The 21,062-nt window shown below is 71.6% G+C and carries 20 protein-coding genes; 16 read left to right on the plus strand and 4 right to left on the minus strand.

Annotation, left to right across the window (positions count from 1 at the left end; genetic code table 11):
• Positions 1-23: 23 nt before the first annotated feature.
• Entirely contained in the window at positions 24-647 is a 624-nt protein-coding gene (locus tag AC5JJ2_RS10845) for a biliverdin-producing heme oxygenase (protein WP_495858002.1), read from the minus strand.
• A 293-nt stretch (positions 648-940) separates the two neighbouring features.
• On the opposite strand from AC5JJ2_RS10845, the gene AC5JJ2_RS10850 reads away from it, so the two are divergent.
• From AC5JJ2_RS10850 to AC5JJ2_RS10890, 9 genes are all read left to right on the plus strand, one after another.
• Complete coding sequence (locus AC5JJ2_RS10850) at positions 941-2,800, plus strand: PAS domain-containing sensor histidine kinase (RefSeq protein ID WP_495858003.1); 1,860 nt, start codon at positions 941-943, stop codon at positions 2,798-2,800.
• A gap of 24 nt (positions 2,801-2,824) precedes the next feature.
• Positions 2,825-3,289 carry a 2Fe-2S iron-sulfur cluster-binding protein gene (locus AC5JJ2_RS10855; RefSeq protein WP_495858004.1) on the plus strand — a complete coding sequence of 155 codons (465 nt, stop codon included), beginning with the start codon at positions 2,825-2,827 and terminating at the stop codon, positions 3,287-3,289.
• Positions 3,290-3,337: 48 nt separating this feature from the next.
• The gene (locus tag AC5JJ2_RS10860; RefSeq protein ID WP_495858005.1) at positions 3,338-4,135 is read left to right on the plus strand and encodes a V4R domain-containing protein; all 798 of its coding nucleotides are present in this window, start codon (positions 3,338-3,340) and stop codon (positions 4,133-4,135) included.
• Positions 4,136-4,155: 20 nt separating this feature from the next.
• Positions 4,156-4,452, plus strand: coding sequence for a hypothetical protein (locus AC5JJ2_RS10865; RefSeq protein WP_495858006.1), 297 nt, complete (start codon positions 4,156-4,158; stop codon positions 4,450-4,452).
• Positions 4,449-5,120, plus strand: a complete 672-nt coding sequence (locus tag AC5JJ2_RS10870; RefSeq protein WP_495858007.1) for a V4R domain-containing protein — start codon at positions 4,449-4,451, stop codon at positions 5,118-5,120. Before AC5JJ2_RS10865 ends, AC5JJ2_RS10870 begins: the two co-directional genes overlap by 4 nt.
• Positions 5,117-5,632: a globin family protein gene (locus AC5JJ2_RS10875; RefSeq protein WP_495858008.1), complete on the plus strand. Its 516-nt coding sequence runs from the start codon at positions 5,117-5,119 to the stop codon at positions 5,630-5,632. The genes AC5JJ2_RS10870 and AC5JJ2_RS10875 overlap by 4 nt, the downstream gene beginning before the upstream one ends.
• A 3-nt stretch (positions 5,633-5,635) precedes the next feature.
• A complete protein-coding gene (locus AC5JJ2_RS10880) occupies positions 5,636-6,127 on the plus strand; it encodes a globin family protein (protein WP_495858009.1) in 492 nt (163 codons plus the stop codon).
• A gap of 90 nt (positions 6,128-6,217) precedes the next feature.
• Positions 6,218-6,958: an RNA ligase family protein gene (locus tag AC5JJ2_RS10885; RefSeq protein WP_495858010.1), complete on the plus strand. Its 741-nt coding sequence runs from the start codon at positions 6,218-6,220 to the stop codon at positions 6,956-6,958.
• Entirely contained in the window at positions 6,955-8,070 is a 1,116-nt protein-coding gene (locus AC5JJ2_RS10890) for an AAA family ATPase (RefSeq protein ID WP_495858011.1), read from the plus strand. The genes AC5JJ2_RS10885 and AC5JJ2_RS10890 overlap by 4 nt, the downstream gene beginning before the upstream one ends.
• Positions 8,071-8,214: 144 nt before the next feature.
• Here the strand turns inward: AC5JJ2_RS10890 and AC5JJ2_RS10895 are convergent, their stop codons facing one another.
• On the minus strand, positions 8,215-9,396 hold the full coding sequence (locus AC5JJ2_RS10895; RefSeq protein WP_495858012.1) for an RtcB family protein: 1,182 nt from the start codon (positions 9,394-9,396) through the stop codon (positions 8,215-8,217).
• A gap of 141 nt (positions 9,397-9,537) precedes the next feature.
• On the opposite strand from AC5JJ2_RS10895, the gene AC5JJ2_RS10900 reads away from it, so the two are divergent.
• The 5 genes from AC5JJ2_RS10900 to AC5JJ2_RS10920 all read left to right on the plus strand — a co-directional run bounded on the left by AC5JJ2_RS10900 (position 9,538) and on the right by AC5JJ2_RS10920 (position 16,710).
• Entirely contained in the window at positions 9,538-10,692 is a 1,155-nt protein-coding gene (locus tag AC5JJ2_RS10900; protein WP_495858013.1) for an endonuclease domain-containing protein, read from the plus strand.
• Positions 10,689-11,687, plus strand: a complete 999-nt coding sequence (locus AC5JJ2_RS10905) for a hypothetical protein (RefSeq protein WP_495858014.1) — start codon at positions 10,689-10,691, stop codon at positions 11,685-11,687. The genes AC5JJ2_RS10900 and AC5JJ2_RS10905 overlap by 4 nt, the downstream gene beginning before the upstream one ends.
• Complete coding sequence (locus AC5JJ2_RS10910) at positions 11,684-14,854, plus strand: helicase HerA-like domain-containing protein (protein WP_495858015.1); 3,171 nt, start codon at positions 11,684-11,686, stop codon at positions 14,852-14,854. The genes AC5JJ2_RS10905 and AC5JJ2_RS10910 overlap by 4 nt, the downstream gene beginning before the upstream one ends.
• Before the next feature lie 71 nt (positions 14,855-14,925).
• Positions 14,926-16,062, plus strand: coding sequence for a TIGR02996 domain-containing protein (locus tag AC5JJ2_RS10915; RefSeq protein ID WP_495858016.1), 1,137 nt, complete (start codon positions 14,926-14,928; stop codon positions 16,060-16,062).
• Between the two features lie 9 nt (positions 16,063-16,071).
• Positions 16,072-16,710, plus strand: a complete 639-nt coding sequence (locus AC5JJ2_RS10920) for a hypothetical protein (RefSeq protein ID WP_495858017.1) — start codon at positions 16,072-16,074, stop codon at positions 16,708-16,710.
• Between the two features lie 194 nt (positions 16,711-16,904).
• Here the strand turns inward: AC5JJ2_RS10920 and AC5JJ2_RS10925 are convergent, their stop codons facing one another.
• Positions 16,905-17,072, minus strand: coding sequence for a hypothetical protein (locus AC5JJ2_RS10925; RefSeq protein WP_495858018.1), 168 nt, complete (start codon positions 17,070-17,072; stop codon positions 16,905-16,907).
• 98 nt (positions 17,073-17,170) lie between these two features.
• On the opposite strand from AC5JJ2_RS10925, the gene AC5JJ2_RS10930 reads away from it, so the two are divergent.
• Positions 17,171-17,845 carry a class I SAM-dependent methyltransferase gene (locus AC5JJ2_RS10930; protein ID WP_495858019.1) on the plus strand — a complete coding sequence of 225 codons (675 nt, stop codon included), beginning with the start codon at positions 17,171-17,173 and terminating at the stop codon, positions 17,843-17,845.
• 35 nt (positions 17,846-17,880) lie between these two features.
• On the opposite strand, the gene AC5JJ2_RS10935 is transcribed toward AC5JJ2_RS10930, so the two are convergent.
• Positions 17,881-19,095 (minus strand): hypothetical protein, encoded by a 1,215-nt coding sequence (locus tag AC5JJ2_RS10935; protein ID WP_495858020.1) that lies wholly within the window; start codon positions 19,093-19,095, stop codon positions 17,881-17,883.
• Positions 19,096-19,254: 159 nt separating this feature from the next.
• On the opposite strand from AC5JJ2_RS10935, the gene AC5JJ2_RS10940 reads away from it, so the two are divergent.
• Positions 19,255-20,988, plus strand: coding sequence for a coiled-coil domain-containing protein (locus AC5JJ2_RS10940; RefSeq protein ID WP_495858021.1), 1,734 nt, complete (start codon positions 19,255-19,257; stop codon positions 20,986-20,988).
• Positions 20,989-21,062 lie beyond the last annotated feature (74 nt).

Genomic DNA, 21,062 nt, shown 5'->3' on the forward strand with positions numbered 1-21,062 from the left:
CCCGCTCGGCCCGCGGACGGCTTTCAAGCGCCGACCGCGACCGCGACTTCCATCGAGTACACCTCGGCGAGTTGTCGCATCGTCACCACCGCCGCGGCAATCACGTCGGCCTCGTCCCCGGTCGAGAGAGGCAGCGCGGCCAGCTTCGCCCGGAATGCCTGCCACGTCCGCGGCCGGTCCGCCGCCCCCTCGACGTGGTAGTCCAGCCCGGCCCCCGGCCGCGGGTCCACGCCCAGCGCGCGGGCCACCGGCCGGGCCAGCGCCAGCGACCCCATCCGCGACCCCTCCAGCACGTACAGCACGCCGACCAGGTTCCACGGCGGCACGCTCGTCGTCTGCGACAGCGCGCAGATCAGCGTCTCGACGGCGGCGCACGGCGGGTCCGACAGGTCCAGGTCCAACGCCGCGGCGTCCCGCCGCAGCGCGTCGGACCGGGTCATCGTCCGCGGGTCGTAGATCGCCGCCAGCCCGACGCTCGCGGCCAACAGGTCTTCGACGGCCGAATGTAAATGGAACATCTGCGTCAGCCAGAACCCGTACTGCTCGCGGGTGATCGTCCCGCCGATCATGGCGGTGGCGAGCGGCGTGGCCTCGATGGACGTGTGCAATTGGCCGATGGCCTGGCGGAGCTTGTCGGGAAGCGTCATGGGCGATCCTCCGAAGGTGAACGGTACGTCCGAGGATAGAACGGCAAAACATCGCGGGCGCGGCAAAACGTCCGAATCGAACAAATAATCAACACGAATTCCGTTCGGCGCTTCTCCCGGTTTACACCGGACGTTTGCACATTGCCTAAATCTTTAGGATTTTCCCCGCATCCGGCTCCCGTGTCGATTTCGTGGGCTAAGTAATCGGGTCGTTAAGAACGATTTGCCGGCGACCATCGGGGGCGTGCTCCCGTCGCCGGCCCGCCTGGCCCGCCGTCCCGATGGGAGCATCGATGAACCTTCGCCTACGCGTCCGCCTGCTGCTCGCCGTCATTCCGCCGTTCGTGCTCGTCGCCGCCCTCGCCGGGTTCAACGCCCCGCCGACGGTCGTGGCGGCCGTCGCCGCCGCCGCGGGCGCGGCCGCGGCCGTCGCCGTCGTCGCACTGACGGTCCCGTTCGAGCGGTTACGGGTCGCCGCCGACGAGGCGCTCCAACAAGTGCCCGACGCGGGCGGGGAACCGGCGACGCCCGGCCGCCCGACGGACGGGACGGGTGAGATCGCCCACGCCATTTGGGTGATCCTGGACCGGCTCACGAAAACCCACGCCAGCCTGCTGGAGCGTAACCACCAGTTCTCGAACGCCGTCGAGCAACTGACGGCGGCGACCACGGCGATGGTGGAGGAGAACGGCCGGCCGCCGACGAAGCTCAACCTCGTGTCGCCGTGGGCCGAGCGGACGAAGGCGCTGGAGGCGAACGTCGGGCACGCCGCGCACATGATGGCCTATGCGTTCCGCCGGGTGCGGACGTTCCACGCGATGCTGAACGAGCTGCCGGACGGCGTGCTGGTGTGCGACGAGAAGCTGACCGTCACGTACGCGAACGCGGCCGCCGCGAAGCTGTTCCCGCACCTGGACGTGCCGAAGACCCCGCAGCTGGCGAACTGCTTCGCGGACCCGCCGGCGGGTCCGGCGGGCGACCCGGACACGCCGGTCCCGCTGCCGAAGCACCAGGTCCTGGCGTGGGTCCACCAGCCGAAGGCGGGGCACTGCGTTGCGGCGGCGGACGACGGCCAGGGCACGCCCGTCTCCGTCCGACAACTCCTCGCTCCGACGGGCAAGCTGCTCAAGGGGTACAAGGTGCTGCAGCTGCGGGACGCGGCGGCCGAGATCGGGGAGGCCGCGGCCGCCCGCCACCGCCACCGCCGGGACGTGGGCCACCGCCTGTGCCTGATGGTGAACAACGAGGCGACGCCGGCGCTCGAGGCCGTCCGCACGCAGGCCGGGCTGCTGTCCCAGACGGCCAAGCAGACCGGCCAGAAGGACCGGTTCCTGCCGAAGGTCAACCGGCTCCTGGAGGAACTGAGCCGGCAGGAGGTCGTCGTCACCCTCCTCGGCTGGCTCGGCCGGTTGAACAAGTCCGAGGGGACGACCCAGGACGCGATCGAGGTCCGGCTGCGGGACGTGGCGGACGCCGCCGCGGAGAAGGTGCAGCCGATGTTCCGCGAGCGGACGAACGCGCTCGACGTGAAGGGGGACGGCGGGTGGCTGGTCGCGGACGAGGAGTGGCTGTCCGCCCTCGTCACCGGGTTGCTCATGCACGCGAACCACGTCGTCGAGCAGAAAGCCGTGGCGGTCGAGCTGAAGCGGCGGACCGGCGGCGTCGGCCAGACCGAGCAGAGTGAGCTGATCGTCCGGTATCCGGGGCCGCCGGTCCCGGCGGAGCTGGCGGCGGACGTGAAGGAGCCGTTCGGCCGGATGCACTCGACGGCCCTCGCGTCGTCCGGGGCGGACGGGTTCCCGCTCGGCCTGGCGGTCGCGGCCCGGATCGCGAAGCTCATGGGCGGCGAGTTGCAGTTCGACCACGCGGACGGGACCGTGTTCATCCGCACCCTGCTGCCGACGCGGGCGACGCACACCCCGCCGCCGCGGATGGCCACGGTCAGCCTGGGCAAGGACGAGCCGGAGTTCGAGCAGACGGACATGCTCGGCGGGTGGGACGTGGGCGGCGGGAAGGTGGACCTGGACCTGCCGGACGACGGCGGAGCGCACCAGGCCACGAAGAGCATGGCCGTGTCGCAGACCGCCTTCGAGCCGGAGCCGACGGTCGTGGACGACACCGTCGGCAACTGGTTCGGCGGCCCGGCGGAGTAACGAACGACCAGAGGTGACCCGCCCATGCGACTCGCACTGTTCCCGATCAACAAGGCCGTAGACGTGGACCCCGGCGCGAACCTGCTCGTCACGCTGCTGGCGAACGCGGTGCAAATCCGCTCCGTCTGCCGCGGCCGGGGGATTTGCGCGACGTGCCAGGTGAAGGTGAAGGGGTCGCCGACCGCCCTCTCGCCGAAGACGCCGCAGGAGATGAAGACGCTCTCGCTGATCGTCGGGGCGGACGAATCGACGCGGCTGGCGTGCCAGTGCCGGGTGCTGGCGGACGGCGTGACGATCGAGCTGCCGGCCGGCCTGTTCATCGAGAAGCTGGACGAGATTCTGGAGCTGATCGGCGAGGAGGCGGTGGCCGACTACCGCCACCCGATCACCGGCGGGGTGCTGATCCCGAAGGACAAGATCATCACCCGCAGCCTGCTGCAACTGTTCAAGAACCTGACGGAAGAAGTGAACAAGGTTTCGCAAGAGTAGGGCGGGCATTGCCCACCCTACGAACCAGAGTAACCGGAAGGGCGTGCGATGAGCCGTGCCGCGATCGAAACGGAAGAAACCCTCGACAAGCCGTCGCCGAAGACGCTCCAGATGATCTGGAAGGAAGGGGCGGACTGGAACGCCGTCAACCTCCTCCGCCGGCCGGGGGCCGTGGACGAGGTGAAGCCGTCCATCGGCATCGTCAAAGGGCTTCAGCCGTTCGAGCACAACTACTACACGTCCGAGGCGTTCTACCGGAACGACGTGGACCGCGGCGTCGTCAAGAACGTCTACGGCCAGCGGATCATGCGGGTCTCGGAAGACTTCATGATCGCCATGCTCGGCGCGCTGGAGGACGAGGTCGGCCAGGCCGGGGCCACCGAGATCATGTACAAGTGCGGCTACCGGTGGGGCCTCGAGGACATGCGGTCGTTCTGCGGCCGGGCGCAGGCCGAGTTCCAGGTGGAACTCGAGAAGATGCGGGTCGGGTTCCTCCTGGAAGAGTGGTGGTGGCCGCTGACGATCACCGGCTGGGGGACGTGGCGGTACGATTTCCGGCAGAAGGACAAGGGCCTGCTGTACGTGGAGCTGTACGAGAGCGCGGTGGCGAAGAGCATCGGCGACATCGGGTCGGCCGTGTGCTACTTCTACGCCGGCATGTTCGCGGCCGTGTTCAGCGTGCTGGCCCGGCGGAACCTGTCGTCCGTCGAGATGCAGTGCTACTCGATGGGCGAGGACTTCTGCAAGTTCGTGATCTCCGACTACGACAAGGTGGACGCGGCCGGGTTCTGGCGGAGCCAGGGGGCCACGTCGAAAGACATCATGAAGAAACTGTCCGCGATGTGACCGCTCCCGAAAGGACCCCGATGACGACGCCCATACCCCGCCGCCGGCAGCCGTGGGGGGCGGTCCTGGCCGCCGCCCCGTGGGACGGCGTGCCGGTCCGCCCGGACCCGGTCCGCATCCCGGCCACGGCGGCCGCGCCGGTGGAAGTAACGTCCCCGCCGCGGCCGACGACCCGCCGCCGGACGGCGTTCGGCGCGCTGCTCGCCGCCGCCCCGTGGGCCGGATCGGACAAGGTCACCCGCGTGGCCGCGGCCGCCGTAACCGTTACGGACCTGGAATCCGCCGAAGAGTTCACGACGCTGGAGGTGGTCGGATGAGCGCCGCGACCGCGAGTTACGTTCGGATCCTCAACGGTTACTTCACCCGGCCGGACTACTTCACGGCCGACGTGGAGAAGGGGACGATCCGCACCCCCACCGGCGTGCGGACGTGCGCCCTGACGGACGACTTCCTGCTCGGCTTCCGGTCCGCCCTCGTGTTCGAGTGCGGCAAGGCCAGCGACCGCGTGTTCAAGTCGTGCGGCCGCAAGTGGGGCGTGTCGTTCGTCGAGCGGTTCGACCGCGAGCTGGGCGAGTACTACGGCGTCCCGGTCCGCGACCTGAGCGCCGGCATCGTCGAGAAGTGCCTGGACGACGCCTTCCGCGCCCACGGCTGGGGCCAGCTCGCCGTCGATTACGGCGAGTACGACAACGGCCTCATTCAAGTGACGATCCACGACTCGGTGCTGCCCGCCATCTTCGGCACCGGGGACAAGCCGAGCGACGCGCTGATGGCCGGGTTCCTGGCCGCCGTGTTCTCGTTCTACGCGAACACCGACCTCGACTGCCAGCAGACGGACTGCCCGTCCCGCGGGGCGGACGCGAGCCGGTTCGTGATCGGCTTGGCCGGCCGCCTGACCGACGTGCCGAAGTGGACGAAGGACAAGCTCGCGCACGCCACCGTCGTCCGCCGCCTGGTCGCGGCCCGCCCGGAGAAGACGTCATGACGAACTGGATCACCCGCCTCGCCCACGCCTCGAACGGCCGCGTGCTGACGCCGGCCGAGTCCGAGTCCGTCGCCGAGTACGTCGAGTCGCTGCCGGACCGCTTGGCCGCGGCGAGGAAGCTGGACGAGAGCCAGAAGTGGCTCGTGAAGCACCTGTCGGACTACATCGCCCCCCGCGCCGCCGAGTGGGGGCTGCCGAAGGACCCGTTCGCCAACGACTTCGCCCAGTGCCTGACGGCCGTGGCGCACGCGATGGTGTGCAACGACAAGGAGCTGCTCAAGGACAGCGTCATCACGCCGTACACGCTGACGGCCGACGCGCTAGAGGTCCCGCGGGGCGTGTTCGCCGGGCTGTTCGACTCGACCTGGCAGGCGCTGAGCCGGAGGCTGGATTCGCGGTCGGCGGAGCTGCTCGTGCCGTTCTTCAGCCACGTCGTTTACGGCCTGCGGGTGGCCGACGGGTGGACGCCGTCCGCCGCGGCCGCGAGTGCGTACACCCCGGTGGAGGTCTAACCGATGCTCGCGATCACGACCCTGGACGTTCTCCGCGACCGATTCCCGACGCCGGGGGAGCGGGACCGCTTGACCGAGTACGCGGCGTCGATCCGCGACCGGCAGGCGGCGATGGCCGAGATCGAGTCGCTCGGCGACGCCGTCGTCGAGGACTGCATGGCGAAGATGAAGGGGATGTACCCGAACATCCCCCGCTACCACGCGAGCGGGTTCGAGCGGGGCTACCGGGACAACCGCATCCTGCTGACGTACATGGCGAAGGCGATGTACTTCGACGACGTGAAGCTCCTGGACGACCAGGTGTTGACGTGGGTGCGGACGCTGTTCAAGTCGTTCAACTTCACCCCGAAGTTCATGCGGGACAACTTCACGCTGCTCCGGGAGGCGGTCCGCCGCAAGGCGAAGCCGCGGACGTTCGCGCTGATGGAGCCGTACCTGACGCACACGTTGGAGTACCTCAGCGACATCCCCGAGCCGGTCCGGCCGGAGGTGTGACGCCGAAACGCGCGGGCCGGTCCCAGGCCGCGCGAACCTTTCCGGCCCGGCCCCGTCCCTTCCGGAATCGTTCCGTTCCGGAGGGCGGTCATGGGCGCGACCCGCGACGAGTTCGTCAAGTACCCGCGGACGCCGCACCTGTTCGGCTCGGCCGGGACGGCGGACGACAAGCACCTCGGCGAGCGGGCGTCGGCCCGGTTCCTCGCCGACCCGTCGCTGGTCGTCGAGGAGAAGCTCGACGGCACGAACGTCGGCGTCCACTTCGACGCCGCCGGCCGCCTCGTCCTCCAGTGCCGCGGCCACCTCGTCACCGCCGGCATGCACCCGCAGTACGACTTGTTCAAGCAGTGGACCGGGGTGAAGCGGGACGTACTCGCCGACCGGCTACAGGGCCGGTACATCCTGTTCGGCGAGTGGCTGTACGCCCGGCACTCGGTCCACTACCGGCAGTTGCCGCACTACTTCTTCGAGTTCGACATCTACGACAAGGAGGCGGCCGCGTTCCTGTCGCTCGACCGGCGGTTGAAGCTGATCGACGGGACCGGCGTCCGCACCGTGCCGGTCGTCCACGCCGGGCCGCTCCGCAAGGACGACCTGCCGGCCCTCGTCGGCCCGTCCCGATACGACAGCCGGTTCGACAACCCCGCGACGAACCGGCCCGACGACCTCATGGAAGGGCTGTACCTGCGGACCGAGAAGGACGGCGTGGTGACCGGGCGGGCGAAGTACGTCCGCCCGGAGTTCGTCGAGCGGGTGAAGCAAAGCGAGCACTGGCAGCACCAGCCGATGGTGCCGAACCTCCTCCGGGCCGACGCGGACATCTGGTCATGACCTGGGACGCGCTATCGACGGCGGCGCTCGACGACGTGCTCGCGTGGGCGGCGGACCAACCCTGGGGCCGGGCGATGGCGGCGTGCCGCCAGGACGCCGGCTGGCACGCCGAGGGGGACGTGTGGACGCACACCCAGATGGTCTGCCGCGAACTCCTCGCGCTCGACGAGTGGCCGGCGCTGTCGCCGCACGAGCGGGCCGTGCTGACGTTCACCGCCCTGTTCCACGACGCCGGGAAGCCGCTCACGTCCAAGGTCGATCCGACGACCGGCCGGGTCACGTCGCCGAAGCACGCGGTGAAAGGGGAGCACCTGGCGCGGGCCGCCCTCCGCGACCTCGGCTGCCCGCTGGCCGTGCGGGAGGAGATCGCCCGGACGGTCCGGTTCCACGGCCGCCCGGCGTTCCTGCTGGAGAAGCCGGACCCGCGGCGGGAGGTCGTCACCCTCTCGTGGTGGGTGTCGAACCGCTTGCTGTTCCTGTTCGCCCTCGCCGACACCCGCGGCCGCCGCACGGCCGAGACGACCCGGCCGGAGGAGAACCTGCACCTGTGGAAGCTGGCCGCGGAGGAGGTCGGGTGCTTCACGGCCCCGTACCCGTTCGCCAACGCCCACGCCCGGGTCCTGTACTTCCGCGACCCGGCCGCGAGCCTGTCCTACGTGCCGCACGAGGCGTACCGCGCCACCGTGACAATGCTGTCCGGCCTGCCCGGCAGCGGGAAGGACACGTGGCTGGCGGCCCACCGGCCGGACCTGCCGGTCGTGGCCCTCGACGACATCCGCGGCGAGCTGGCCGTTGACCCGACGGACGACCAGGGGGCGGTGGTGCAGCTGGCGCGGGAGCGGTGTCGGGCGTTCCTGCGGGCGGGGACGCCGTTCGCGTTCAACGCCACGAACCTGCTGCGGCAGACGCGGGGGCGGTGGATCGACCTGTTCGCCGACTACGCGGCGCGGGTGGAAGTGGTGTACGTCGAGCCGCCGCTGCCGGCGGTCTTGCGGCGGAACAAGGGGCGGCCGCGGCCGGTCCCGGAGGGGGTGATCCGGTCCCTCGCCGCCCGGTGCGAGCCGCCGACGTGGGCCGAGGCCCACGGGCTGACGCTGTGCGACGGGGCGTGACGGGCGGCGGCCGGGACGGTCGAGCAGTGCCTTCTATACCCCGTACCGGGTACTCAGTACCCGGTACGGGGTACTCGGTACTCAGTACCCGGTACTCAGGGTTTGAAGTCGCATCGGCCCCGGCTGAAACATCCCGGCGGCCCGTCAGTCCTTGTACGGGTCCACCACGTCCTTGCCGGCCATCGCCACGCCGATCGGCGTCAGCGTGTGCAGGACGCGGATCGTCTCGGCGTGGTAGCCGAGCACCTCCGGCAGCCGCTTGTAGCACTGCGGGGCCTCGTCCAGGTCCGCGCCCCGCAGCTCGACGCCGGCGTCGGCCACCCACTTCATCATCTCGTCGTGCCGGACCAGGCCGGGCTGCCGCTGCTTCTTCCCGGCCGCGTCCGTCACGAACTTGCCGATCGCCGCCCGCCGGCCGATGACCCGGCCGGCCCCGTGGACGGTCGAGTACAGCGACGCCGCGGCCTCCGCGTGCTCGACGCCCTCGACGATGACCGACACGTCGCCCATCGACCCGCCGACGAACCCCTTCTGGCCGGGGAACGCCGGCGTCGCGCCCTTCCGCACGACCCACAGGTCCTTCCCGCCGTGCGTCTCCTTCCACGCGAAGTTGTGGTGGTTGTGAATCTCCTCCTGGATCGTCGCCCCGAGGATCAACGCGACCTTCCGGCACACCCAGTCCCGGCCGGCGTAGGCGTACTCGCCCGCCAGGTGCATGGCCCGCAGGTACTGCTCGCCGAGGTCCGAGTTCACCGGGATCGTGACCGGGTCCACCATCATCCCGTCCCGGCCGCCGGCGAGCGCCAGGAACCGCGTCGCGAGCTTGTGGCCGAGGCCGCGGCTGCCGAAGTGGACGCCGCACCAGACCCGTTCCTGCTCGTCCACGAACAGGTCCACGTAGTGGTTCCCGGACCCGACCGTGCCGAGCTGCGCCGCCGCGTCCGCCTTCAGGTCGCGGTACGGCTCCTCCTTCCAGACCGGGTCGTCGAACAGCGGGTGCTCGACCCGCTCGGCGTTCTTCCGGCCGACGCCGAAGGAGATGTTGCGGAACACGTCGTCCATGACCGTCTTGATCTTGGCCCGCACCTCCGCCGCCGGCGCGTCGAGCCGGACGGCCTTGTTCCCGCACGCGATGTCGTACCCGACGCCGGACGGCGACACCTTGTCCTCGTAGGCGACGACGCCGCCGATCGGGACGGCGTATCCGAGGTGGTGGTCGGCCATGAGCGCGACGTGCGCGGCCTCCTTGCGGCAGTTCTTGATCTGCTCGACGGCCGCGTCTTCCGGCTTGCCCCAGACCGGGATGTCGTCGATGAGTTGGTGCATGATTGCGTCTCCTGTTCGCGAGTGTTGTAGCGGGAACGGCTCCCGAAGATGGAGGAGACGCGGCCGGCGGCCGCGAGGTTCGGCCGGCGGAAAGTCCTTTCATATCGCGGTCCGCCCGATTATCTTACGCTCGTGACGACCATGGAACCGCTCGCGGACGCCGGCCGGGTGGCGGCCAGTTTGACCCGGCACGCGACTCGCCGGGCCGCGGGGATACCCACCGTGTCCGCGCTCGTCGGCCCGGCCGCGGCCGGGCGGCGGGCGTGGCGGGACGCGCTAGCCGGCCCGATGGTCGCCGTGGGTCCGGCGGGTTTCTCGTGGGACGTGTGGTTGCACGCGGCCGCCGCGGGCCGGGATTGGGCGGCCGCCGCGGTGAGATCGCTGGCCGACCGGGCCGGCCGCGACCCGGCGGCGCTGCTGGCCGAGTGGCCGAACAAGACGGCCGCCGACCGCGAGCGGTTCTGGGCGTTGCTCGCCCCGCGGGCCGGGGACGACGTGGTCCGGCAGCTGGCGGACGGCCGGCCGGTAGCGGAATGGGCGGCCCACGGCGAACGAGCCGTCGCCGCCCTGCTTTCGCTCGCGGACCCCGCGACCGCATGGCCGGGGCTGCTGTTCGCCGCCGCGGCCCGGACCGAACTGGAAGCGGTCGCCGGCCCGGCCGCGGCAGTCGCGGTCCGGTTCCCGGCCCTGCCGGGGGCGGTCGTCGTTCCGCGCGACGCGTGGACCGACTACCTCGCGGCCGCGCCGGAGACGCGGGCGAAGGCGATCCTCCGCGAGGGCGAGTGCCCGGTCCCGGTCCCCGCCCCGGACGCCGTGGAACGACAACTCGCCGCGGCCGGGCTGCCGGACCCGGTGGCCGCGGCCGGCGTGCTGGCCGCGGTCGGGGCGGACGCCGCGCTGGTGGCCGCGGCCGCCGCGGTCGTCCGCGCCACGACGCCAGAGCAACCGGAGCCGGACGCCGCCCGTAGCGCCGCCGAGCGGTTCCTGTTCGCGTTCCTCGAGTCGATCCCGGAGACGGCCGGCCGGTTCGAGCTGAACGGCACGCTCGACTTCCGGTTCGGCCCCCGGCCGGCGGAGGTGGACCTACTCTGCCGCGGCCCGCGGGTGGCCGTCGAGATCGACGGGTACTTCCACTTCCGCGACCAGCAGGCGTACCGCCGCGACCGGGCGAAGGACTACGAACTCCAGCGCCGCGGGTATTTGGTGCTACGCTTCCTCGCCGAGGACGTGGTCCCGGAGTTGGAGACGATCCGCGACCGCATCCTGTCCGCCCTCACGCCCGGAGACCCGCCGTGACGACCGCCACCGCCGCCACCGCCACCGTACCCACCCTCGCCGACCTCGTGCTGGTCCGCATGGCCCTGCCGTCGAACACGCCGAAGAGGGTCCGCGACGACGTGGGTAAGCTGTTCGAGCAGGGGTTCCGCGAAGACACGTTCGACGAGGTTCGCAACGAGTTGGCGGCCGCCGGCCACTTGACGAAGGGGAAGCGGAACACGTTCGCCGTCACCGACGCGGGCCGGGCGGAAGTCTTGCACATCCTCGACGTGCCGGAGTTGCCGCCGAAGACGAACTGGGCCAACGTGGTGGCGAAGTACCTGCTCCCACGGGCGACCGGCCTGTCGGCGGAAGCGGCCGCCCGGCTCAAGACCGCCGACGGACTGGCCGCGTTCTACCTCGCGGGGAAGTACGACCTCGGCCGCCGGGCCGGCGGCTCGGTGGACAAGGTGCTCGAGGCCGTCGCCTGCCGCGAACTCGGGTTCCCGGAGGAAACGACGCTCGCCGGCTTACTCGAAGCCGTCCTCAACAAGCTGATCGGCTCCGATCGGCGGTTGACCCGGAAGGAGTTGAAGGCCCAACTGCCGCTATTTGAGACCGGCTTCTCCGGGCCAAAGCTGAAGGCGGACGAGATTCGCCAACGGCTGGTCCGCGACTGGCTGGCCGACCGCCCGCGGGACGAGGACCCCCGGCAGGTCGAGGCGTTCGACCTGCCGGCGTTCGCGGCGACGGTCCTCGCCCTCGCCCGCGTCAGCCCGCCGGCCGAGCGGTTCCACGACAACAAGGCGTTCATCGCCCCGCTCTGGCGGGCCGGCCAGCGGGAGCCGAACTTCCCGCGGCTGTCGCTCGACGAATTCAAGCAGCGGCTGCTGGAGGCGAACGCGGCCGGCCTGCTGCACCTGAGCCGGGCCGACCTGGTGCAAGCGATGGACCCGCGGCTCGTCGCCGAGTCCGAGACGGCGTACCTGAACGCCACGTTCCACTTCGTGCTCTTGGAAGGGGGTGCGGCATGAGCGTCGTCGTCGCCCCGCCGAAGCCGCAAACCGCCGCCGACCCGCGGCTGGCCGCGTTCACACGCATCGGCTGCCCGGAGGTGTTCCACGCCGTCGCGTCGCCGTCCGGCATCGCGCAGACCGACCCCTACGACGTGGAGACGATCCACGCCGACGCCCGCGCCGCGTTCGAGCGGCTGCTCAACCGCGGCCGGCGGGTCCCGTCGCCGCCGTCCGGGGCGGTCCTCGTCCTGCAGGGCGAGTCGGGCAGCGGGAAGACGCACCTCATGCGGGCGTTCCGCACGCGGGCGCACTCGCAGGGGGCCGGGTACTGCGGCTACCTGCAGATGACCTCGGAGATCGGGAACTACGCCCGGTACATGCTCGCCCAGTTCGTGGACGGGCTGGACCAGCCGTACGCGCCGGACGGCCCGTCCCGCACCGGCCTCGCCCGGCTGTCCGCCGGCCTGTTGGAACTCGTGCCCGGCCTGACCGGCGTGGCCGCCGGCGCGTTCCGCGACGGCGAGGTTCCGGACCCGGCGGCGCTCGTGGACGACTACGCCGACCGGCTGCAATCGGCCGACCGGTTCCGCGATTGCGACGTGGAACTGCTGCGGGTGATGCTGCACCTGGAGCGGAACGACCCGCAGGTCCGCAGCCGGGCGATGATGTGGCTGCGGTGCCAGGAGATGACGCCGCGGGACCGCGACCGCATCGGCGGGGCCGTCCCGCGGACGGACGACGCCGACCCCGGCCGCATGTTGCGGGCGCTGGCGAAGCTGACCGACGCCGTCCACGGGGCGGCGATGGTGCTGCTCGTGGACCAGCTCGAGGACATGGCGAACCAGTCGGCCCCGGTCGAGCGGTTCCGCAAGGTCGTGGACGCGCTGACCGCGTTCACCGACCAAATCCCGAACGCCCTCGTCGTCCTCGCCTGTTTGGAGGACTACTTCAAGGAAAACTCCGCCCACCTCATCAAGGCGAAACAGGACCGGCTCGAACGCGACCCGGAGCCGATCAAACTCCTGAGCAACCGCACGCTCGACGAGATTCGGGCGATGACCGCCCGGCGGCTGGCGCACCTGTACGACGAGGCCGGCGTGGAGGCCGACGCGGGCAACGAGCTGTTCCCGTTCCGCGACGCGCACCTGATCCCGCTGCAAGGGATGCGGACCCGCGACGCGCTCGACTTCCTGCGGCGGCACCACGAGCGGTGCATCGCGGCCGGCGAGTGGTCCGAACCGCCGACGCCGGCCACCGACCGCGGCAACGCACCCGCGACCGTCCCGCCGCCGCCCTCGGCGGTCGAACTCGACCCGCTCTGGAACGACTTCCACAGCACCTTCGCGGCGGCCGTACCGGACGAGGAAGGGGAACTCGCGGCGATCCTGGCGGCCGCCATCGCCGCCGCGGCCGGCGAACTGCCGGACGGCTACCACTTCGGCCGGCCGGAGGCGGACGAAAACTTGCTAGAGGTCGAAATCCACAAGCCCGGCGACGCCATCGACAAGCTGCTGGTCGCGATCTGCAACGGCAAGCCGCAGGGCGGCGGGCTGGGGAAGCAGCTGACGGCCGTGGAGCGGCGGCTCGGCGACTTCCCGGTCGCGCTCGTGCGGACGACCGAGTTCCCGACCACCAAGACCTCGCTCGTCGTCAAGCAGATCGGGGCGATGCTGAAGAAGGACGGCCGCCGCGTCGTCGCCGCCGACGCCGACTGGCGGCGGATGATGGCGTTCGACGAGTTCCGAAAGAAGCACGCCGGGCGGCCCGACTTCGCCGCGTGGCAAAAAATGAGCCGGCCGCTCGGCGACCTCGACTCGCTACAGAAGATTTTGCGGCTGAACTCGTTCAAGCCCGTCGCAGCCGTGCCGAGCGCGCCACCGCCGGCGGTCGAGAAGCCGACCCCACCGCCGCCCGTTCCGGTCCCGCCGACGGCGGTGGAAGGTATCGCGGTCGGCCGCACGCGCGGCGCGCTCCCGACGCCGGTGGCGTTCGAGCCGGTCGAGTTCTGCCAGCACGCGGCGTTCCTCGGCGGCAGCGGCAGCGGCAAGACGACGGCCGCCCTGAACCTCGTCGAGCAGCTCCTCGGCCGCGGCGTGCCGGTCGTGCTGCTCGACCGCAAGGGCGACCTGTGCCGGTACGCCGACCCCGCCGCGTGGCAGCGGCCGCTGGCCGACCCCGCCCGCGCCGCCCGCCGGCAGGCGCTGCGGGCCGCGCTCGACGTGGCCGTGTACACGCCGGGCAAGGCCGCCGGCCGGCCGCTCGCGCTGCCGGTCGTCCCGGCCGGGTTCGCGGACCTGCGGGCCGACGAGCGCGAACAAGTCGCGCAGTTCGCGGCCGGGGCGCTCGGGACGATGATCGGGTTCAAAACGTCCGACGCCGACAAGGCGCAGCGGGCCATCCTCGCGAAGGCCATCGAGACGCTGGCCGCGACGCCGGGGGCGGCGGTGACGCTGCCCGCGCTGCAAGGGCTGATCGAGGACCAGGACGACGCCCTGCTGAACGCCATCGGCGGCCAGTTCCCGGCCAAGTACTTCGCGGCCCTCGCCCAGCGGCTGCTGACGCTCGAGCTGAACAACAAGACGCTGCTCAACGACGGCGAGCGGCTGGACGTGGACGCCCTGCTCGGCACCGGCCCGCACGCCCGGCCCGGCCGGGTGCGGCTGTCGGTCGTCAGCACCCGGTTCCTCGGCGACGCGGCGAAGGTGGATTTCTGGGTGTCGCAGTTGCTCGTCGCCGTGTCCCGGTGGTGCGCGAAGTCGCCGAAGCCGCACCTCCAGGCGGTGTTCCTGTTCGACGAGGCGGACGCGTACCTACCGGCGACCCGCAAGCCGGCCACGAAGGAGCCGATGGAGGACTTGTTGAAGCGGGCGCGGTCGGCCGGCGTCGGCGTGTTCCTGGCGACGCAAAGCCCCGGCGACCTCGACTACAAGTGCAAGGAGAACGTGCGGAACTGGTTCGTCGGCCGGGTGAAGGAGAAGACGGCCCTGGAGAAGCTCCGGCCGCTGTTCGCGGCCGCGAAGGGCGACCCGCTCGGCAAGCTGGCCGGGCAGGGGCCGGGCGAGTTCTTCCTGGTCCGCGAGGCGTCCGCGGTCCCCGTGCTGTCCGACGAGTCGCTGGTCCGCACGGAGCAGCTGGCCGAGGAGCAGATCGCCGCCCTGGCCCGCGATTCCCACCGGCCGGGGTAGGGGGGTATAAAGGCGGGGGCGACGCTCGGCGTCGCCGCGCGACCACCACCTTTGCGAAGGGAAGCGCCCCCATGATCGACCCGACCGAGGCGGCCCTCCTCCGCGGCATCGCGGAGGCCCACGCCGACGACACGCCGCGGCTGGTGTACGCCGACTGGCTCGAGGAACACGGCGACGCCCCGCGGGCGGAGTTCGTCCGCGTCCAGTGCGAGCTGGCGGCCGCCCCCGCCGCGGACCGCCGGCCCCCCCTCCGCGTCCGCGAGCGGGAGCTGTTGACGGCCCACCGCGGCGCGTGGTGTGAATCGCTCGGCGTGCCCGTCGAGGACGTGTCGTTCGCCCGCGGGCTGGCCGACCGGGTGCGGGTGTCGCGATGGGACGGCGGGCGGGCCATCGACCCGGCGGCCCAACCGCGGCTGGCCGCCGTGACGGACCTCGACCTGTCCGGGCTTCAACTCCGCGACGCCGACGCGACCGCCCTCGCGGCCGCCCGGCTGCCGGCCCTTCGGAAGCTCGACCTGAGCGACAACGCGATCACCGACCGCGGGGCGGCCGCGCTCGCGGCGGCGGCCGGGTTCCCCCGGCTGGACACGCTGTTCCTGTTCGGCAACCAAGTCTCGCCGACCGGCCGCGCCGCCCTGGCCGGGGGCCGCGGCTTCCGCCTCGCGACCCTCGACCTCGGCGACGCGGCCGAGGGGTACTGCATGAGCCGCGGGCAAGCGGACGCGGCCCGTCGGCGGTTCGTCCGCACGCAACTGCTGCCGCTGGTCCGGTCGTACTTCGACAAGTACGACCGGTTGCAGTCCGCGACGCTCTGCGTGGCCCAGTTCTGGAACGACGAGGCCGAGGACGCGGTCCACGGGGCGCTGGTCGTCAGCGAGTTGCCCGAGCCGACGCTGGCGGGCGTCCGGTACAGCTACGACGAGGCCGACGCCCGCGCCGACCCCAACGTGCCGAACACGCGGATCGTGGGCCAGTACGAGGAGACCGGGTCGGTGGTCGGCATTTGGGCCGCCGGGTGGGACGACAACGGGGCGGCCATCCCGCTGTGGGCCGCGTTCTCGCCGGAGGGCGGCAGCCAGGAGCACGAGCTGCTGGACGAGGCGTACGCCCCGGCCGTTCTGTTCTTCCGGCACGGCGGGTACGAGTTCCTGCCGATGTGCCGGCCGCACCTCGACGGCGTCCGGCCGGCCGAGGGGTGGGAGGAGTAAGGGGGTGACGTGCTCTACCTCGCGCTGAGCTGCTTCCAGGGCCGGCCGATGGCGGAGGCGGCGGAAACGCTGGCCGCCCTCGCCCCCGGCCGCGTCGGGCTGCAACTGACGCCCGGCTGCGCCCCCGGCCCGGTCCCCGTCGGCTGCCCGACGCGGACGCACCACGGGTTCACGGCGGCGGCGCTCCGCGCGCCGGTCTGGGACCGCGGCGAGCTGGTCTGGCACGGCGACAGCGCCCACCCGCCGCGGGCGCGGGACGTGCCCGCCGGCTGGCGGCCGCCGCCCGGCGTGGTGCTCGAAACCATGTACCCCGGCTACGCGGCGCTGGCGGACGGCGACCAGCTCGCCGCCGCGATGGACGAGGGCCGGTGGCTCGCCGTCGACGTCGCCCACCTGGACATCCAGACGTTTCACGGCCTGCTGCCGCGGCCGGTCCTGACCCGCCTGCTGGAGTACGACCGGGTGGCCGAGGTCCACGTCTCGGCGAGCCGCGAGCACCGCGACGCGCACGCCAAGGTGACGATGATGACCTGGGGCGTCGAGTGGGCGCGGGCGCGGCTCGCGGCCGGGACGCCGGTGGTCCTGGAGTGCTACATGCACAAGCTCGCCCCCGAGGAGCGGCTGGAGCAGGTCGCGTGGCTGTTGTGACGGGCATCGGGCCGGACGTGGTATCCTGGGGTGGAACGGATGGCGAAGCCATGAGTACCGCCCTGGGGAGCACAAGCCGACGGTCCGCATGGGCGGGTGGCCGCCCTGCTCCGGCACGACGTGTGCGCCGCGATCGTGGACATCGTGTCCACCCGCCGGGCGAACCTGTACGCCGAGCTGCTCGCACGCATCAATCAGTCCGACCCGAACCTGGGCGACCCGCCGCCGGCCCTGTACGCGGCCACGTTCCGCGGGCGGAAGCCGAAGCGGAAGCGGCCGCTGCTCGACGCCTGGTACTTCCCGCTCGCCGTCGGCCGGCCGCTCCCCACGATCCCGCTCTGGCTGTCGCCGGACCTCCGCATCGAGCTGCCGCTCGAACCCCGCGACCGGGAGGCGTGTCAAGTCCTCGGCATCCCGCGGCCGCGGGTTCCGCCCGCGGGACGGCTCCGGAGGATTTGCGATGGCGGACGCGGTTTCCGACGTGCAAGGCGGGTACGACCGGTGGGCGGCGGTCTACGACCACGACGGCAACCCGCTGCAGGCGCTCGAGGGGCCGCGGGTCCGCGCCGCCGTCGGCGACGTGCGGGGCCGCCGCGTGCTCGACCTCGGCTGCGGAACCGGCCGGCACGCCCTGTGGCTGGCCGCGGCCGGCGCGACGGTGACGGCCGTGGACTTCTCCGACGGCATGCTGGCCGAGGCCCGCCGCAAGCCTGGGGCGGACGCCGTGCGGTTCGTCGCGCTGGACCTGCACGCGCCGCTGCCGTTCGCCGACGAGTTCGACGTGGTGGTGAGCGGGCTGGTGCTGGAGCACCTCCGCGACCTGGGCGGGTTCTTCGCGGCGGCCCGGCGGGCGGTCGTGCCGGGCGGCCGGGCGGTGGTGTCGGCGATGCACCCGGCGATGTTCCTCCGCGGCGCGCAGGCCCGGTTCACGGACCCGGCGTCCGGCGAGCTGGTGCAGCCGGGCAGCCTGCCGCACTCGGTCGCGGCGTTCGTGATGGCGGCCGTGCGGGCCGGGTTCCGGTTGGAAAACGTGGAAGAGTTCGCCCCGGACGCGGCGCTCGCGGCGACGTGCCCGCGGGCGGAGAAGTACGTCGGCTGGCCGATGCTCGTGCTGCTGACCCTGACCGCGGGGTGACGGGACGGGCGGTCCCCCGTGCCCCACGGGTCGCGTCACTTCACCCGCATGAGCGCGAGGTGGTCGAACGGGTAAATTTTGTTCCCCGTCCGGCCGTCCTGGGATCCGACGTTCAGCCGCAACGCCTCCAACCGGTCGCGCTCCTTCGCGATCCGCGGGTCGTCCGGCGAGTCGAACTGGCCGACGCACACGAGGCTGCCGTTGAGCGTGTGCAGGATGTAGGAATCGAACGGCGTCACGTCCGGGGACTGCGGCGTCGGCTTCAAGCCACGGAGGACGAGCGCCAGCTTCTGTGCCAGGTGAGCCGTCTTGTCGAGGTGGTCCGGGCGGGAGCTGAACAGCTTCTTGATGCTCATCACGCTGCCGGCGTCCTTGTCCTTCACGTCCACGAGCGGGGCGTAGTACGCCTTCACCACCAGCGTCCACGGCTTCTGAATCTTCAGGACGCTCAGCTCCTCCTCCTTGTTCATCTGCAGCACGAGCGGGTCCGTGCCGGCCTCCGCCGTCAGCGTCTTCGGGGCGGCCGGGTTCGGCACGACGAACGCCAGCTTGAACGGGTTCAGGTAGCCGCCGGACAGCGTCGTCTGCTGGCCCTTCTCCGCCGCCCCGCCGACGAACCCGCGGTCCATGAGCATCTTGTTCTGCGGCTCGGTCCAGGTGCGGATCACGTCCAGCGCCTTCCGGGCCGTCTCCATGTCCTTCCACCCGCCGATCATGACCGCGTACTGCTCCTCGTACCGAATCTTCGGCACGCGGTAATTCGGCTTCGTCTCCTGGAAGTCGTACCCCTTGGCGAACGCCTCGGCCCGCAGCCGGTCGTTGAGCGCCAGGAACTCCTTCTCCTGCTCGGCCCGCTTCTTGGCCCCCTCGACGCGGACCCGCTCCTCTTCCTTCCGCTTCTCGTCCGCCCCCTTCTCGAACAGGTACGCCGGCGTCTTGTACGTGTCGCGGATCTCCTTCGCGAGTTGCTCGGCGAACGTCTTCGCGTTGTCGCCGTTGTACGCCTTCACCAGGATCATCCACGGGCCGTGCTCCGGCTTCACGTACCACGGGTGCAGTTGCGGGGCGGGTTCGCTCGGCTTCGGCGTCGTCGCGGCAACCTGGTCGAACGACGGGGGTGTGGCGGCCGGCGCAGTCGGGGCGACGGGCGGGGCCGCGGTGATCGGCGCGGGCCGGCGGTCGCTGGCGAACTGCGCGTCCGCCCCGGCCGCGGTCGCGAGTGCCACCCCGAACGCGAACAATCGACGCATGACGATTCCCCCGTGTGCGAACCCGTCCCCAGACCCGGCGAGATACCGCGGCGGCATCGCGAACGGAAGGGGACTTTTTGCAAACTTGAACCGATCTGGAGTTTTTCCGCGGGTTAGCCGATAACCCGAGCGGAGAAGTCCGTTCGCGAGGGTTGCCGCATGTCGAACATCACGGTCGGGACGCCGGAACTGTCGGAACTGCTCGACCAGTTGGCCGAAGGCCGCCACCAGCTCCGCGAGGAGAAGGCGACGCTGAAGCCGAAGCTCGCGGAGGCGGACCGGCTCCAGCGCGAGGCGAAGGAAACCCGCCGCCGGGTGCGGAAGGCCGCGGCCCGGTTCCTCCAGCGGGTCCGCCGCAAGGCCGACGCCGCGGCGAAGCCGATGGCCGCGGCCCGCGCCGAACTCGCCCTTCAGCAGGAAGAACTCGCGCGGTCGTTCGCGGACCTGAAGGCCGAGCGCGAGCAGTTCGCCACGGACGCTTCGGCGGTACGCGACCAGTTGCGGCAGTCGTGGGAACTGCTCGCCGGCCAACAGGAACAGCTCGCGGCCGAGCGGCACGAGCGGGAGCAAGAACTCTCCCGGCTGTTCCAGTTGCTCGACGCCCGCGAGCAGGACGTGACGGACCGCGAGGAGAAAGTGAAGCTCGACCGGCAGGTTGCCGACGCGGACCTGGCCGCGCTGCGGGCCGAGATCACCGGCCTCGACCAGCGGGTGATGAGCGCCCGGCTCGTGCTGCAAGAACTCGAACAGGAACGGGCGAAGCAGATGGTCCGCCGCGTCACCGGCGACGTGCTCGGGTTCGACGACCGCGTTCCCCTGTACTCGATGCCCGACGTTCCCTCGAACGAACTGACGGCCCTGCAAATCCGCGAGGACGACCTGCACCGCGAGCAGAAGGCGCTCGCGGCCGGGCGGCAGGAACTGGAGAAGCTCGCCGAACACCTGACGGACCAGCGGCAGGTGCTGGCCGAGCAGTTCCAGGCGTTCGCGGCCGCGAAGCAGGCGTGGCAGCTCGCCGAGACGCACACCGTCGATGAACTCGAATCGCTGGCGAAGGCCGTCGAGTCGCGGGAGGAGATGCTCGCCGTGCGGGACGCGGCCGCCGACCGGCTGGAGGACAACCGCCGGGAGCGGGAGCGGGAGCTGTGGAAGTACCAGACGACGCTCGACCGGTGGCACGCGACGCTGACCGAGCGCGAGGCGCAGTTCCTGGCCGACCGCGAGCGGTCAGAGGTCGGGCTGGCGGCCCGGCGGGGCATCGTCGCGGACCGCGAGGCGGGGTTGGACTTCGTCTGCATGAAGTGGGAGAACGAGCACGAGCGGGCACGCGACGGGCTGCTGGAGGCGATGGCGAAGTACCACGAGGAGCGGGCGGCGTGTGCCGCGGCCGCGGCCGAGTGCGAGGCGATGCGGCGGCAGACGCAGGAGCAGGCGGCGAAACTGGCCGCGTGGCTGGCGGCCGTCGAGCAGCAGAAGGCGGAGACGGTCGGCAGCCCGGACGACAAGCGGGCGTGGCGGCGGGTCAAGGTGCTGCGGAAGCGGTGGGAGGCGCGGTTCGGCCGGGCGCTGCGGAAGCTCGACGACCGGCTGGACCGGCTGCACGCGGAATCGAAGGCCGTCGCCGCGAAGCAGGCCGACCTCCACCGGCTGGCTGCGGACGTGAGCGAGCGGCAGCGGCAGCAGATGGCGGCCGACCGCGCGAAAGAGCGCGAACGGGTGCGGGCGGAGAAGATGCCGCCGGACGAGCCGGTGATCCTGTCGATCGCGGACGCCCGGCGGCAGCGGTCGGACGCGGAGATGCGGCGGCTGAAGACGGCCGCTGAGCTAGCGGCGGATGCGCTGCTGGACGCCGACGCGAAGCACGACATCCTGCGGCTGAAGCCGGCGGGGTAAACGTGTGGCGGGTTCGCTTTCTTGTTCCCTCCCCCCTTGGGGGGGAGGGTTAGGGAGGGGGGTGAGCTACCCGC

The sequence above is a fragment of the Limnoglobus sp. genome, from assembly GCF_059499385.1.